This window comes from Cobetia sp. MB87 (assembly GCF_011319755.1).
Taxonomy (GTDB): domain Bacteria; phylum Pseudomonadota; class Gammaproteobacteria; order Pseudomonadales; family Halomonadaceae; genus Cobetia.
Genome location: NZ_VFBC01000005.1, coordinates 289,048 through 303,353 on the forward strand (window position 1 = coordinate 289,048; position 14,306 = coordinate 303,353).

Here is a 14,306-nt window from a genome sequence, read left to right on the forward strand (position 1 = left end):
CCCGAAGAGCGAGGCACGCGAGGTCAGCACTGGCCGGACGATCTAGCTCGCGGGCAGGAAGGTGGTATTGAAGAAGTGCTCGCGGGTCTCCAGATCGATCTGCTCGAGATGCAGCGGGAAATGCTCGTCACCCTCGCCGTGGCGGCGGTCCTCGAAGTAGCGACGCAGCGTCACTTCCATGGTCGGGAAGGCCAGCGACTGCCAGGGGACCTCCTCCTCGGCGAACAGCGCCACCTCGAGGCTCTCGACGCCCGCCGAGTAGTCGCTGATCAGCTCGGCCCGAAACAGCATGTAGACCTGATTGATGTGCGGCAGGTCGATCAACGTATAAAGCCCCTTGAGCTTGACCTCGGCCCCGGCTTCTTCACGTGTCTCGCGGGCAGCGGCGTCGCTGGTGGTCTCGGCGTTCTCCATGAAGCCGGCCGGCAGGGTCCAATACCCCAGGCGCGGCTCGATGGCACGCCGACAGAGCAGCACCTTGCCGTCCCGCACCGGCAGGGTGCCCGCGATGATGCGCGGATTCTGATAATGGATGGTGCCGCAGCTATCACACAGGTAGCGCAGACGATCATCGCCCTGCGGCACTGCCAGACGCACCTTTTCACCACAGTGACTGCAATAATTCATTCGCTCTCCCATGAAATCTCAAGGCGCCCTTCAGTGACATCCCGTCCCCGCTTCCTCGCTGCGCGGTGGGCCCAGCGGCATGGCAGTCGCCTTGACCGCCAGGACCCTCGCGCCACATCATGAATGCCTACGAGGAAACGACATGCTAGAAGCCCTGCGCCAACGCCTGCAAGCACATCAACCCCTTGCGACTGACCACAAGCTGCCACGCGCCGCCGTGCTGATCGCGCTGATCGATCGTCCCGAACCGACGCTGCTGCTGACGCGTCGTGCCAGTCATCTCAGTCAGCACCCCGGCCAGGTAGCCTTCCCCGGCGGCAAGGCCGAGCCCGATGATAGCAATCTGTTGGCCACCGCGCTGCGCGAAGCCGAGGAAGAAGTGGCGTTGCCACCCAGCGCCGTGGAGGTCTTCGGTCAGTTGAGCGACGTGATTTCCTTGCACGGCATGCGCGTCACGCCCTTTGTCGGGCGCATTCCCGCTGACCTGCCGCTGCGCGCGGACCCCGGCGAGATCGAGCAGATCTTCGAGATGCCGCTGAGCATGTTGCTGAGAGACGAGCGCGAGCATACCGACGTGATCACCGTCGGCGACGAGACCTGGTACGTGCCCAGCTATCGCGTGGCTGACCAGGTGCTGTGGGGGCTGTCCTCGATGATGCTGGTCGAACTGATGGCCATCGGCTTCGGCCATGCCATGAGCCTCAAGGCAGCGCCACCGCCTGGTGCTCCGCTGCGCCATCTGCCGCCGCGCGCCGTGCCGCCTCGCCCCTGAACCCCAAGACCCTGAATTTCTGAATTTCTGAATTACCAAGTTCCTGAGGTCCTGAGCTCCTGAGCTCCTGAGCTCCTGAACCCGACAGGGTGCGTTCCCGCCGAGCGGCTCGTCATCGCCCTGATGGCATCGCAGCGCTGTCATTGCCTCGACGATATTGCACCGACAATGGCACTCGACTATAACTCCTCGCCCACGATGCCATGCCACTTCCCGTTCGGAGCGCCTGATGCCCGCTGCACCTGCACCCGCCCCACTGCTGGACCCTGTCGCACTGAACCTGCTGGTCGATGAACTGGTCGAGCATGGCTACAGCGTGCGCCCCGACTTCCTGCCGCGGCAGGTCATCGGTCAACTCAATGATGAACTGACGGAGTTGGAGACGCGTCAGCAATTGACGGCGGCAGGTATCGGACGCGGACGCGAGCATGATCTGCGCCCGGACATCCGCGGCGACGCGATTCGCTGGCTGGACCGCAACTCACGCGCCCAGCGCGCCTACCTGGAAGCGATGAACGTGCTCAAGGATGAACTCAACCGTGCCCTCTATCTGGGGCTGTTCGAATATGAGGCCCACTTCGCCCACTATCCGGTCGGCAGCTTCTACAAGAAGCATCTCGACAGTTTTCGCGGCCGCGGCAATCGCCTGATCTCCAGCGTGCTCTATCTCAATGAGGACTGGCCGCGCGATGGCGGCGGCGAGATCGTGCTCTACGACCCCGAGGATGACAGCCGCGAGATGGCGCGTGTCCCCCCCGAGGCCGGCACCTTCGTGTGCTTTCTCTCCGAGCAGATCCCCCATGAGGTACTGCCGACGCATCAGGCGCGCGCCAGCGTCACCGGCTGGTTCCGCCGCAACACCTCACAGGGCAATCTGGTCGACCCGGCACGCTGATCTGAAAGGTGACTATTTCGGGAGCGTCCGCTCTTCCTGCAAGGCATGCTCTTCCTTGACCTCGATCTCCTCGAGGCTATCCAGCGAGGCGTCGGTAATCAGCTCCGGCATGTCAGTGGCCAGCTCACGGGTAACCTCGACCAGCGGGTCATCGGCTTCGGCGTCACGCAGGTGCTCCTCGGCGGCCTCGACCAGTTCAGGCCCGACCGCAAGCTCGGTCCCCAGCGGTGTCTGCGGAGCATGGGTCTCGAAGGGTGCCAACGGTTGCGGTGCCGGGCGCATCACGCGGCGCCAGACGAAGAAGAGCAGCATGCCGCCGCCCATCACCGCCAGACTCAGTGCCATGCCGGGCATCGCGCCCATCTCGGCCATCGGCAGCGATACCGCAGGCGGTGACAGGGTCGACCCCACCGCATTGATCAACAGCAGGCCCTGGCTCATGCGCACCAGGGCACCGGCGGGCGCACGGTCGGCGGCGTGACTGACCGCCACCGGATAGAGCGTGAAGGCGGCACCGCCGAGCAGGAACAGCACCACCAGCTGGGCGATGCCTTCGCGCGCCGGCCCCATCAGCAAGGCAGCGAAGCCGACGATGGCGATCGACAGGATGATCAGCACCTGCTGGCGGTCGTGGCTGTCTGACCAGCGGCCGATGGGGTACTGCAGCAGCATCCCACCGAGAATCACCAGCGCCATGCGCTGACCGATCTCCGCGGTGCTCAGGGCGCCGCCATCGCCCAGCGCCAGAGGCAGCAGGCTGTAGATGACCGCCACCACCAGCCCCGAGGCGAGGCAGCCGAACACGCCTGTCGGCGTGATGCGAATCAGGCGCCACGGGCTCAAGGGCTCGGACTGTTCGATCAGCGGCGAGACACGCGGCAACAGCACCAGCGGCAATACCGAGGCCGCCGCCAGCATCGCCACCAGCATGAAGGCCGCCTCGAGGCTCAGCATGGCGGTCACGCCCAGTAGCAACTGACCGAGCACCCCCGCGCCGTAGAGCACGATCATGTAGAGCGCCAGCAGACGCCCGCGCACGGCAGGGTCGGCGGCGCTCAGCAGCCAGCTCTCGATGACCAGATACACCCCGACCAGCGACCAGCCGATCATCATGCGCAGCAGGAACCACACCACCGGGTGATCGCCCAGCCCCATGGCCAGTGCCGCGACCGCTACCAGCGAGGCGAAGCCGGCATAGGCGCGGATATGGCCGATGCGCAGCAGCAGGCGGTCGTTGACCAGCGCGCCGAGCCCGAGGCCCAGATAGTAGGCCGAGCTGATCAGGCCGATCGCCTCGCTCGAGACGCCGGCGGCAGACAGCCGCAACGGGACCAGCGAGGTCAACATGGCGTTACCGATCCCCAGCAAGGCAAGGCCGAGCAGGGGCGCAAGGGACATCAACAGCAGATGACGGGGCATGACCAGATCCTCGGCCGGCCGCCAGTCAGCGATCAGCCAATGCCGCAAGGTGCGGATATCGTCGGGAGGGGAAGTTTGCCCTGCGAGAATACGTCAAGGCGCGGGCAATATAGTGACAGTCAGCGCCAAATCCAAGCCTTTTTGCGTCATTTGGCGACAATGTCGTCTTGGGTGTCGCTGCGCGCTGTCCTGCGCTCTCTCCATGCCCTGTCCCCTGCCCTGTCCCACGCTCTTGTCAGACGGGTTGAGGCACGCGGAAGATGACGCTGTCGTTGGCGACCTGCTCAAGTTCGAGTCCATGCGTGCGTGCCAGCCAGGCAAAGGTGGCCGGGCTGAACAGGCACACATGCGTCGGATCACGCAGGTAGTGCCAGCGCCTGAGCGCCTCCGGATCATCCGAGGCGGGCTGTGTCATCACCCCCAGCAGGCCGCCAGGCTTGAGGCAGCGCAACCACTGGCGGAAGACCTCCCCCGGGGCGTAGAGATGCTCGATCACCTCGGTACTGACGATGAAGTCATGCTGGCGGGTGAGCGCTGCCGGGTTCGGGTGATAATAGAGGTCGTGCAGCGCCATCGGATGACCCGCCTCCTCGAACATCTGCGCCAGGGCAGGCCCAGGACCACAGCCGAAATCGAGTCCGCTGGCACCGGCCGCGAGCCGCTCGCACATCGGCGTGAAGAGCTTGGCCAGAAAGCTTCGATAACGCGGGTCTGCCGGGTCATTCTCGTGCTGGTCGTAGATATCCTGCTCTGCCCTGGCATCCAGGCGCTGGGATGGCGCCAGATACAGCAGATGACACTCCGGGCAGCGCAGGTAGTCGCGCTCGTCGGCGGGAGGTCGCTGACCGGTCTCGGGGCACGGCCTGCGCCGCTGTACCAGGTGCAGTACATGCTGGCTCTGGGACGCCTCACACAGCGGGCAGACAGTATCTGCAGGCGGATAGGGAACGAGGGAATCAGGGGCTGACATCAGGGCTCCGCGGCAAGGGACGCTGGCGATGGGGGCGACGTCACCATACGGCTGGCGGCGACATCTCGGCGCCACGCGCGATACCGTAGCGGCACTGGCAATTCCGCTGCAGGTGAACGTATCGAACGCGACGACTGTCTGAGCGCTGAATGATACCCCGCGCCAGTGTCCTGCGCCTGCCGCGATGGAGCCTGCAGGCACCGCCCCCCTCTGGCACAATGAGCATCATTCGAGTACGGCACCGCGACACCTGACGATGTCACGGCGCCTGCCTTCGCGTCAGACCAGGCGCGATCTTTCATGCCAGACCACCGGAACTTCACGTGTGACGATGGACAAGACTCTCAAGCGGTTCGAACAGGCCATGGAACAGCGCCTGACTCCTCTCAAGGCCAACTCCGTGGCCTGTCTGTGGCAACGACTGTCCGGGCTCAGCACCCGCCAGCTCTGGTGGCTGGCGCGCCCGTTGGCGCGTGTGGTGCAGCTGTGCAATCCCCGCGAGCGCCGGGTCACGCGCCAGAATCTTGGCCAGGCCTTCCCGCAGCTCGACAAGCAGGCGCGCGCGCGTCTGGCGAGCGACAGCCTCGCGCATTCCACCGCCACCATGCTGGAGCTGGGCATGGTATGGCTGGGCGATGAAGACGCCGTACGCGACTCGATTCTCGAGGTCCACGGTCGCAATCTGCTCGACGAGGCGCGTGCCGAGGGACGCGGCGTCATCGTGCTGGCACCGCACTTCGGCAACTGGGAAGTGCTCAATTTCTGGCTCTCCAGCCACTTTCCGTTCACTGCCATGTACGAGCCGCCCAAGTTCGAGCGCCTCGACCCGATCATCCGCAATGGTCGTGAGCGCATGGGTGCGAGCCTGGTGCCCACCAACTCGCGCGGCGTGGCTGCCTTGCTCAAGGCACTCAAGCGCGCCGAAGCGATCGGCATACTGCCGGATCAGGAGCCGGGCCGTGGCAGCGGCGTCTTCGCCGACTTCTATGGCCGCCCCGCCTATACCGCCACCCTGCTGCCCAAGCTGGTGGCGAGAACCGATGCGCGCGTCGTCACCGGTGTCGCCCAACGTCTGGAAGATGGCCATGGCTTCGCCATCCACTTCCTCGCCGCGGATGAGGGGGTCTATTGCGAAGAAGAAGTCGCCTCGGCACGCGGGGTGAATGCCTCGGTGGAAGCGGCGATCGCATTGGCGCCGGCCCAGTATCAGTGGGAATACAAGCGCTGGCGCAAGAGCCCGCAGGAAATGGAGCAACAACCTGGCTGGCAGGAGTCCCGCTTCTATGCGCGCACCTACTCCTTCTTCTCGCTCAAGGGCTGGCGCCGCTACTTCAAGCATCGCCGCAAGGCCAGCAAGCGCGGCTGAGGGCAGCACTGGCGCAACAGGCCATCAGCTCCCAGACTGAATGCGCATGGCTCAACGACAGGAGGCAAGGATGCCGATCGAGACTCACGCCGCTCACCTCACAAGCGCATCGCCCCGGCGCCCCGCACTGCCTCGAGCGGTACCGGCACGCCTGATGACACGCCTGGTCACAAGCGTCGCGGTGGCCTGTCTCGCATTGTCTCTGCCGGCCCAGGCGGAGACAGAGACAGGTACTTCTTCCTCACTGTCGCTGGTGAGCGCTCAGCAAGTGCCCAGCGATGCCCCAGCGCTCAAGCTGCCTGAGGGTGCCACGCTCGAGCGGCTGGCCTCGCTCGACAGTCCACGCATGCTGCATCTCACTGATGCTGGCGAGCTGCTGATCGGCTCGCGGGCCGAGCGTGTCTATCGCGCTCAGCTGACGCCGGACGGCAACCTCTCTGCCGTGAAGACGCTGGTCGAACTGTCGGGCTATCCCCACTCGCTGGTGGTGCGCGGTGACAGGCTCTACGTCGCGACCACCGCAGCGCTGCTGGTCGCCGACTATTCACACGGCGAGTCCCTCACCCGCGATGACTTTCGTGAGCTGATCGCTCTGCCCGGCAGCGGTGGCCATAACTCGCGCACCTTGAGTCTCGGGCCGGAGGGTGGCCTCTATCTGGCGTTGGGTATCCAGGGCAACTGCTCGAATCAATACCTTGCAGGCAGCGAGCAGGGCTACTCCTTCAGTGAACGCCGCGGTGGCGTGCTGCGTCTTGAGGAGTCCGGCGATGCGCCGCACTGGCGGCCCTGGGCCAGTGGACTGCGCAACCCGGTAGGCCTCGCCTGGCAGCCGGGCATGGCAGGTGAGCCGCGCCTGCTGGCCACCAACAACGGCCCCGACCACTGGGGCTATGAGCAACCCCGCGAGCTGGTGGTCGCAGCCCGCGAAGGCAGTTTCCATGGCATGCCCTGGTATCAGTGGGTCGATGGCAACTGGCAGGCGGATGATTGCATCGCGAGCGATTCACCGCGTGAGCGTGACGAGATCGCGCCGCCACTGGCCGAGATCCCCGCTCGTAGTGCGCCGATGGGAATCGCGGTGGTACCGCCAGGGCACCCATTGGCTGCTGACATGGATATCGTGGTGGCAGTCCACGGCAGCTGGGGTACGGCGCCCTCCGGCAACGCCGCGGGTGACCCGGCCAGCCGCCGTGAGCCTCGCCTGCTGGGCCTCAAGCTGGCGACGCCAGACACTGAAGCACGCCTGATTCCGGTACTGACCGGTCTGCAGGACAGCAGCAGCGGCCAACGTTGGATTCGCCCGCTCGATGTCCTGTTCGGCCCTGAGGGCAGTCTGTACTTCACCTCGGATAGCGGCGCGGCAGGTCTCTATCGCCTCACCTTCGATTGATGGTCTGACCTTGATCAGAACGGGCCTTTGAGAAGCGAAGCCCTGGCCCTTATCCAGGCGCTCTCTCAAAGCCATCACTCCACGCTCTCTCAAAGCGCCCTCTCCAAGCTCTCTGTCCAAGCTCCCTGTCCAGGCTCTCTTCCCGGGAGCTGCTTGGCAGAGGGCCTACTGCAGTAGCTGCATGCAGCAGACCCAGAAGACCTGCCTTGCATGCCCCGCCTGCGAATTACAGAAATGTAGTCCTGTGTCCCCACATGCGCCCAATGGCCATCTAGGCATCGTGTGTCCATGGAGCGACACTGAGGCCACGCCAAGCGTTTAATGAACGATGACGCGTTGAGAGAGCGTCGTTCGCTCGTGCATCCAGCCTACAGACTCATGCGTATGATCCAACGAATACGCCATCGTCGGAGCCTGCCGCCATGAACCAGCAGCCACCCCCAGCATCACGGACGCCCGCCAGCCGGGACTCCCTGTCGAGCACATGCACGCACCTGACGCGCGCTCCCTGGCTGAGCATCGTGATGCCGGTGCATGACGAGGCAGCCGGCATCGTGCAAACCCTCATTGCCCTGAGTCGCCTGCGCGCGGGCGGCGACTGTGAAGTGATCGTGGTGGATGGTGGCTCGACGGATGGCACCCCCTCACTGGCCCGACCGCTGTGTGATGTCGTGCTGAGCAGTGAGCCGGGCCGGGCACGCCAGATGAATGCCGGAGCCGCGCGTGCACGCGGAGAATGGCTGCTGTTTCTGCATGCCGATACCGACTTGCCCGACAATGCGCTGGCATTGCTCAAGGAGGCCGTCACGACGCATCGCCGCAGCGACTGGGGCCGCTTCGATGTCAGCATCAAGGGCGAATCGCCGTGGTTACCGATGATCGCCGCCATGATGAATCTGCGCTCGCGGCTGACCAGCATCAGCACGGGCGACCAGACCCAGTTCGTGCAACGCTCGACCTTCGAGGCCATCGGCGGCTTTGCCGACATGCCACTGATGGAAGATATCTGGCTGAGTGCCCAGCTCAAGCATCTGACCCCGCCAATGAACCTGACGGCGCGTGTCACGACAAGCGGTCGACGCTGGGAGACCCACGGCGTCTGGCGCACCATCGTCAAGATGTGGGGGCTGCGGCTGGCGGCCTGGTGTGGCGTCTCCCCTGCACGTCTGGCACGCCTCTACGGCTATCGCGCCGCAGCGCAGGCCTGTGAGCAGCGCGGCATGCCCCATGCGTGATACGGCGTTGCCTACCTTGCCCACCGCTGATAACGCGTCAAAGGTGCGCCCGACTCTCATCATCTTCGGTCGCCTGCCCATCGCCGGCCACTGCAAGACACGCCTGATTCCCGCACTCGGCCCCGAGGGTGCAGCTCGACTCTATGAGCGGATGCTGAGCCATATCGTTGACCAGACCTGCGCCGCGCGCCTCGGCAAGGTCGTGGTGATGCTGACGCCCTCTGCCGAGCCGTCGAGTCATACCCCTGAACAGGCGGCTCTGCGAGCAGCACTTGAATCCCGGCTGCGAAGCGTTGTCGATGCCTCTGCCGACCTCACCTTCGAGGCACAGCCGCAGGGAGATCTCGGTGAGCGAATGTCCCGGGCCATGGCCCGGCATCTGCCCGAGGGGCCGGTGTTATTAATGGGCTCCGATCTGCCGGCACTGGACAGCCAGCGTCTGCGTGAAGCAGCCCACAGACTACGCACCCACGACGCGGTCCTGCAGCCCACCGACGATGGCGGCTATGGCTTGATCGGTCTCAAGACGCCCTGCCCGCAGGCCTTTCTGCTGCCCCGATGGAGTCATGCCCATGTCTGCCGGGATACTCTAGAGCTGCTGGCACGGGCCGGGAAAACGGCCGCTTGCCTGCCGATCAGCTGGGATGTCGATGAGCCGCGTGACCTGGAGCGTCTTTCGTGCCACCTGCCGGCGCTCATGGCCGACCTTGCCGCTTGAGGCTCTTAGCAAGTCCGCTTAAGGCTCTTCACACGCCCGGCATGCCTCCCAAAGTCGTATGCATTTTTGCTCACACTGCCCTTCTTCTGCGCCGCAGGGCTGTTACACTCGCTGCACAGTGACTCACATGTCACAGCTTGACGGGGTGCCGGTAAGACCGGCTGAGATGTCATGCGCAGGCAATGTCCTTGCGTGAATGACGATCCCGCCGAACCTGATCCGGCTAGTACCGGCGTAGGGATCAAGCGCGAAGCGATGCCACTCGATATCGTCACCACTTTCTCACGGTGACTGTCGGCACCTCCCCCCGCTTTTCCCCTGCTCCTGTTCCGGTACTGGCCACGCTTGCGCCAGAGACCTGTCGCCCCATCACGGGTCGTCAGCACGCTCACCGAGGGATGCGTCATGCCTAGTTTCAACGACCTGACCAGTGCCTGCGCCGAGGAATGGCGTGACTATCTCGAGCACGACTTCGTTCGCCAGCTGGGCGAAGGTCGTCTGCCGGAGGAGTCCTTCCGCCATTACCTGCAGCAGGACTACCTGTTCCTGATCCACTTCGCGCGCGCCTGGGCGCTGGCCGCCTACAAGAGCCGCACCCTCGCGGAGCTGCGTCAGGCCACGGCCAGTCTCGACACCATCCTCAATACCGAGCTCGATCTGCATATCGGCTACTGCAGCGAGTGGGGCATCAGCGAGGATGACCTGAGCGAGCTGCCGGAATCGCGCGCCACCCTGGCCTATACCCGTTACGTGCTCGATTGCGGCCAGCGCGGTGACCTGCTCGATCTGCATGTGGCGCTCGCGCCCTGCCTGATCGGCTACGGCGAGATCGCCGAGTGGCTGCTCGATCAGGACATCACCGAGATCGAGAACAACCCGTACGCGGACTGGATCGCGATGTACTCAAGCGATGACTTCAAGGAAGCCGTCGAAGCTGAACGTGAATGGCTGGATGCGCGTCTCTCGGAGGTCTCGGAGCGCCGACTGGGTGAACTGGTCGATGTCTTCCGGGACGCCACGCGACTCGAGATCGACTTCTGGCAGATGGGCCTCGATCGCGACTGAATCATGACAGACTGACGTCCCGGCGCTCGCCATGAGCCGCCCGGGATGACGCCATCCCCCCTGGATGGCACGACTGACAGGCCAACAGAGCCTGGATGCGAGAACGCTTTCCGAGGCAAGCCTGACGCTTCGGGCAACACACTTTCGCATTGAAATCTGCACACGCTTGACGGGGTGCCGGTGGAACCGGCTGAGATCCTGCATGCATGCTTCGCCGCCCTGACGCGCGAGCTTGCCAGCAAGGGGTCCCGTGGAACCTGAACCGGTTAGGACCGGCGTAGGAATCAAGCTGATGGCCAGCCGCTGCGCGCGGCCGCCTCGCTCCCGGGCCACCTGTTGGCAAGGAGTCGGTGACGACCATCCTCTCCCTGCGCACGGTCTTCCCATGATGACGTCAGCCGTGACGTCGCCCTTTGAGGAGACCTGCATGAGCACTGCCCCGACGACACAAGACCCGCAAGCCATCAACGCCGCCGAGTCACCGCTCGCCTCGCAGCCTGATGCTGCCCCCAAGGCACGCGCGCGTGCCGGTCGCAAGGATGGCAGCCGCCACCTCGCCAGCGAAGCACAGGTCGACGCCGCCGCCATCGCGCCGCTGAGCGGCTCGCGCAAGATCTATATCGAAGGCTCCCGCCCGGACATCCGCGTGCCCATGCGCGAGATCGGCTGTTCGCCGACCCAGACCTCCAGCGGTCTGGAAGAGAACCCGCCGATCGTCGTCTACGATACCTCCGGCCCCTACACCGATCCGGCGGTCGAGATCGACATCCGCCGGGGTCTGGCGCCGCTGCGCGAGAAGTGGATCGAGGAACGCGGTGATACCGAACAGCTCAACCAGCTGAGCAGTGAATATGGCCGCGTGCGCCAGGCCGACCTGCGCCTGTCGTCACTGCGTTTCGAGCTGGACCACCGCCCGCGTCGTGCCCTGCCGGGCAAGAATGTCACCCAGCTGCACTATGCGCGCCAGGGCATCATCACGCCGGAGATGGAATACATCGCAATTCGCGAGAATCAGCGTCGTATCGCGCTGCGTGAGGAGTATCAGGGCAGCGAATCCGTCGAGAGCATTCTGGGCCACCAGCACCCGGGCCACAGCTTCGGCGCCAACCTGCCCGACGAGATCACCGCGGAATTCGTGCGTGAGGAAGTCGCACGCGGCCGCGCCATCATTCCCGCCAACATCAATCACCCGGAAAGCGAGCCGATGATCATCGGCCGCAACTTCCTGGTGAAGGTCAACGGCAACCTGGGCAACTCGGCGGTCACCTCCTCCATCGAGGAAGAGGTCGACAAGATGACCTGGGCGATCCGCTGGGGCTCCGACACCGTGATGGATCTCTCGACCGGCGCCAACATCCACGAGACCCGTGAATGGATTCTGCGCAACTCTCCCGTCCCCATCGGCACGGTGCCGATCTATCAGGCACTGGAGAAGGTCGATGGCGTGGCCGAGAACCTCGATTGGGAGATCTTCCGCGACACGCTGATCGAGCAGGCCGAACAGGGCGTCGATTACTTCACCATCCACGCCGGCGTCCTGCTGCGCTATGTGCCGCTGACTGCCAGTCGCGTGACCGGCATCGTCTCGCGCGGCGGCTCCATCATGGCCAAGTGGTGTCTGGCGCATCACGAGGAAAGCTTCCTCTATCGCCACTTCGAGGACATCTGCGAGATCTGCAAGGCCTACGACATAAGCCTGTCACTGGGCGATGGCCTGCGCCCGGGCTCGGTGGCCGATGCCAATGACGCCGCCCAGTTCGGTGAGCTCGAGACGCTCGGCGAGCTGACGAAGATTGCCTGGCAGCACGATGTCCAGGTCATGATCGAGGGCCCGGGTCACGTGCCGATGCACCTGATCAAGGAGAACATGGACAAGCAGCTCAGCGAGTGTGACGAGGCGCCCTTCTACACCCTCGGCCCGCTGACCACCGACATCGCCCCGGGCTACGATCACATCACCTCCGGCATCGGTGCCGCGATGATCGGCTGGTTCGGCTGCGCCATGCTCTGCTACGTGACCCCCAAGGAGCACCTGGGCCTGCCCAACAAGGACGACGTCAAGACCGGCATCATCACCTACAAGATCGCCGCGCATGCCGCCGATCTGGCCAAGGGCCACCCGGGCGCGCAACGCCGTGACAATGCGCTCTCCAAGGCGCGCTTCGAGTTCCGCTGGGAAGATCAGTTCAATCTGGGCCTGGACCCGGACACCGCGCGCAGCTTCCACGACGAGACGCTGCCCAAGGACTCGGCCAAGGTCGCCCACTTCTGCTCCATGTGCGGGCCGAAGTTCTGCTCGATGAAGATCACCCAGGAAGTGCGTGATTACGCCAATGAGCATGGCCTGACCGGCGATGCCGACAGCGTGATGGCCGGCATGCAGGAGCAGGCCGACAAGTTCAAGCGTGAAGGCAGCCAGCTCTATCAGGAGGTGTAGATAAGCGCCTGACGCACAGGAAAGCTGAATTTCCGAGCGATACAAAAAACGCCCCGACCAGTGATGGTCGGGGCGTTTTCGTCACATCCTGTCAAACGCTCATGACATCTCATGAGCGTGACAGAAGGCTCACGTGCGGCTGGTGACTTCCAGCAGGTGATAACCGAACTGGGTCTTCACCGGGCCCTGCACGGTGTTGATCGGGGCGCTGAACACGACTTCGTCGAATTCCTTGACCATCATGCCCGGGCCGAAGGCGCCCAGGTCGCCGCCACTGCGGCCGGACGGGCAGGAGGAGTGCTCGCGAGCGGCATCAGCGAAATCGCGGCCGTTCTCGATTTCGGTCTTGAGAGCTGCACACTGTTCTTCGCTGGAAACGAGAATATGACGCGCTGTGGCCTGTGCCATGTCTATCACCTGTCACTGATCGAATAAATGCTGCCGGCAATCACCGGCGGCGTGGCAGGTCATTGTGGCCCAAGGCAGCGCTCGCCGCTAGCGTCGCGCGCCTCCCCACCTCCCCAGCGATACTCCAGACACGCAAACGCCCACCCGGAAGACCGAGTGGGCATTGAGGACGCTCGCCTGAGAACGTCAACAGCAGTCGCTTACTTGGCGACTTTCTGCATGGCCTCGGAGGCGGACTTGGCGTTGCTTTCTGCCAGTTCCTGACCTTTCTTGGCGTATTCCTGGTTCAGCTCGACCACTTTCTGGGTGTCGTTCTGCAGCTTCTCGCCCAGAGTCTTCACGGTTTCCTGCTGCTCCTTGACGAAGTTCTTCAGACCTTCGCTGTCCTTGATCTCGAGCATGGAACGCGCCTGGGTCAGGGAAGCATCAGCATAGGATTTGGTCAGTTCCATCTGGGCGCCGATCAGCTTCTCGCTGTAATCGATGCTCAGGGCGCTGAAAGCACGCAGCGGAGACAGGAACATATCGTCGAACTGCTGAGCGGACTTCTCGAAGTTGGCATTGAACATGTAGGCACCCTCCAGGGTATTGGCATCACGCTGAAATGAACCGGAGCCTTGCTCCGTTCGGTTATCAGGACTGAACCGGGCTGGTGCACCGTAGTGACCGAGCCATCATTATCAAGCCGTCACTATCAAGCCGTCGCGGTCAGATAGTGCTATCGACCAGGTTCCATCCTCGCTGCAACGCAGCATAAGACAGTCTTTGTTGCACTGCAACATCAAAAACATCGCAACGAATGGCCTGTACGATCGAGATGATGCAGTCACTTGATTGCACTGGAGAAAAACAATCAGAAGTCGAAAAGAAAATTGACGCCCTGGGGCCCCTTCACGCCATGCACCATTCCCTGGAACGCTAGGCTGGGCCAAAGTGCTGGGTCATAGGACTGGGACACAGGCCCGAAGCTGAAAGGCTGAACTTGAGGAGAGCGCCGTGCTGCT

At 63.9% G+C, this 14,306-nt stretch carries 13 protein-coding genes and 2 riboswitches; of the genes, 8 read left to right on the forward strand and 5 right to left on the reverse strand.

Going from position 1 to position 14,306, the window contains the following annotated elements; genetic code table 11:
* Positions 1–42 precede the first annotated feature (42 nt).
* The gene (locus CDPAHKCJ_RS04605; protein ID WP_166018844.1) at positions 43–627 is read right to left on the reverse strand and encodes an NUDIX hydrolase; all 585 of its coding nucleotides are present in this window, start codon (positions 625–627) and stop codon (positions 43–45) included.
* 142 nt (positions 628–769) lie between these two features.
* Here CDPAHKCJ_RS04605 and CDPAHKCJ_RS04610 point away from each other — a divergent pair, with 142 nt between their 5' ends.
* Both CDPAHKCJ_RS04610 and CDPAHKCJ_RS04615 read left to right on the forward strand, forming a co-directional pair.
* On the forward strand, positions 770–1,399 hold the full coding sequence (locus CDPAHKCJ_RS04610) for a CoA pyrophosphatase (protein WP_166018845.1): 630 nt from the start codon (positions 770–772) through the stop codon (positions 1,397–1,399).
* 229 nt (positions 1,400–1,628) lie between these two features.
* Complete coding sequence (locus CDPAHKCJ_RS04615; RefSeq protein ID WP_166018846.1) at positions 1,629–2,294, forward strand: 2OG-Fe(II) oxygenase; 666 nt, start codon at positions 1,629–1,631, stop codon at positions 2,292–2,294.
* A 12-nt stretch (positions 2,295–2,306) separates the two neighbouring features.
* On the opposite strand, the gene CDPAHKCJ_RS04620 is transcribed toward CDPAHKCJ_RS04615, so the two are convergent.
* Together CDPAHKCJ_RS04620 and CDPAHKCJ_RS04625 are read right to left on the reverse strand one after the other, a co-directional pair.
* On the reverse strand, positions 2,307–3,713 hold the full coding sequence (locus CDPAHKCJ_RS04620) for an MFS transporter (protein ID WP_166018847.1): 1,407 nt from the start codon (positions 3,711–3,713) through the stop codon (positions 2,307–2,309).
* A gap of 235 nt (positions 3,714–3,948) precedes the next feature.
* Positions 3,949–4,683 carry a class I SAM-dependent methyltransferase gene (locus tag CDPAHKCJ_RS04625; RefSeq protein WP_166018848.1) on the reverse strand — a complete coding sequence of 245 codons (735 nt, stop codon included), beginning with the start codon at positions 4,681–4,683 and terminating at the stop codon, positions 3,949–3,951.
* 331 nt (positions 4,684–5,014) lie between these two features.
* On the opposite strand from CDPAHKCJ_RS04625, the gene CDPAHKCJ_RS04630 reads away from it, so the two are divergent.
* From CDPAHKCJ_RS04630 to thiC, 6 genes are all read left to right on the forward strand, one after another.
* On the forward strand, positions 5,015–6,049 hold the full coding sequence (locus CDPAHKCJ_RS04630) for a lysophospholipid acyltransferase family protein (RefSeq protein ID WP_240916650.1): 1,035 nt from the start codon (positions 5,015–5,017) through the stop codon (positions 6,047–6,049).
* A gap of 70 nt (positions 6,050–6,119) precedes the next feature.
* Positions 6,120–7,439 carry a sugar dehydrogenase gene (locus tag CDPAHKCJ_RS04635; RefSeq protein ID WP_166018849.1) on the forward strand — a complete coding sequence of 440 codons (1,320 nt, stop codon included), beginning with the start codon at positions 6,120–6,122 and terminating at the stop codon, positions 7,437–7,439.
* A 524-nt stretch (positions 7,440–7,963) separates the two neighbouring features.
* A complete protein-coding gene (locus CDPAHKCJ_RS04640; RefSeq protein ID WP_240916651.1) occupies positions 7,964–8,674 on the forward strand; it encodes a TIGR04283 family arsenosugar biosynthesis glycosyltransferase in 711 nt (236 codons plus the stop codon).
* A 43-nt stretch (positions 8,675–8,717) separates the two neighbouring features.
* Complete coding sequence (locus CDPAHKCJ_RS04645) at positions 8,718–9,392, forward strand: TIGR04282 family arsenosugar biosynthesis glycosyltransferase (protein WP_166018851.1); 675 nt, start codon at positions 8,718–8,720, stop codon at positions 9,390–9,392.
* 131 nt (positions 9,393–9,523) lie between these two features.
* Positions 9,524–9,650: riboswitch (TPP riboswitch) on the forward strand.
* Between the two features lie 147 nt (positions 9,651–9,797).
* A complete protein-coding gene (tenA, locus tag CDPAHKCJ_RS04650) occupies positions 9,798–10,457 on the forward strand; it encodes a thiaminase II (RefSeq protein WP_166018852.1) in 660 nt (219 codons plus the stop codon).
* 160 nt (positions 10,458–10,617) lie between these two features.
* A riboswitch (TPP riboswitch) is annotated at positions 10,618–10,758 on the forward strand.
* A 126-nt stretch (positions 10,759–10,884) separates the two neighbouring features.
* Complete coding sequence (thiC, locus tag CDPAHKCJ_RS04655) at positions 10,885–12,894, forward strand: phosphomethylpyrimidine synthase ThiC (protein WP_166018853.1); 2,010 nt, start codon at positions 10,885–10,887, stop codon at positions 12,892–12,894.
* Positions 12,895–13,023: 129 nt separating this feature from the next.
* On the opposite strand, the gene CDPAHKCJ_RS04660 is transcribed toward thiC, so the two are convergent.
* Positions 13,024–13,302 (reverse strand): peptidylprolyl isomerase, encoded by a 279-nt coding sequence (locus CDPAHKCJ_RS04660; protein WP_043331408.1) that lies wholly within the window; start codon positions 13,300–13,302, stop codon positions 13,024–13,026.
* A gap of 200 nt (positions 13,303–13,502) precedes the next feature.
* Positions 13,503–13,871: a phasin family protein gene (locus CDPAHKCJ_RS04665; RefSeq protein WP_043331409.1), complete on the reverse strand. Its 369-nt coding sequence runs from the start codon at positions 13,869–13,871 to the stop codon at positions 13,503–13,505.
* Positions 13,872–14,306 lie beyond the last annotated feature (435 nt).

Bases quoted from the DNA above. Each gene is read 5' to 3' on its own strand.
- CDPAHKCJ_RS04605 (WP_166018844.1), bottom strand. From the start codon at position 627: ATGAATTATTGCAGTCACTGTGGTGAAAAGGTGCGTCTGGCAGTGCCG.
- CDPAHKCJ_RS04610 (WP_166018845.1), top strand. From the start codon at position 770: ATGCTAGAAGCCCTGCGCCAACGCCTGCAAGCACATCAACCCCTTGCG.
- CDPAHKCJ_RS04615 (WP_166018846.1), top strand. From the start codon at position 1,629: ATGCCCGCTGCACCTGCACCCGCCCCACTGCTGGACCCTGTCGCACTG.
- CDPAHKCJ_RS04620 (WP_166018847.1), bottom strand. From the start codon at position 3,713: ATGCCCCGTCATCTGCTGTTGATGTCCCTTGCGCCCCTGCTCGGCCTT.
- CDPAHKCJ_RS04625 (WP_166018848.1), bottom strand. From the start codon at position 4,683: ATGTCAGCCCCTGATTCCCTCGTTCCCTATCCGCCTGCAGATACTGTC.
- CDPAHKCJ_RS04630 (WP_240916650.1), top strand. From the start codon at position 5,015: ATGGACAAGACTCTCAAGCGGTTCGAACAGGCCATGGAACAGCGCCTG.
- CDPAHKCJ_RS04635 (WP_166018849.1), top strand. From the start codon at position 6,120: ATGCCGATCGAGACTCACGCCGCTCACCTCACAAGCGCATCGCCCCGG.
- CDPAHKCJ_RS04640 (WP_240916651.1), top strand. From the start codon at position 7,964: ATGCCGGTGCATGACGAGGCAGCCGGCATCGTGCAAACCCTCATTGCC.
- tenA (WP_166018852.1), top strand. From the start codon at position 9,798: ATGCCTAGTTTCAACGACCTGACCAGTGCCTGCGCCGAGGAATGGCGT.
- thiC (WP_166018853.1), top strand. From the start codon at position 10,885: ATGAGCACTGCCCCGACGACACAAGACCCGCAAGCCATCAACGCCGCC.
- CDPAHKCJ_RS04660 (WP_043331408.1), bottom strand. From the start codon at position 13,302: ATGGCACAGGCCACAGCGCGTCATATTCTCGTTTCCAGCGAAGAACAG.
- CDPAHKCJ_RS04665 (WP_043331409.1), bottom strand. From the start codon at position 13,871: ATGTTCAATGCCAACTTCGAGAAGTCCGCTCAGCAGTTCGACGATATG.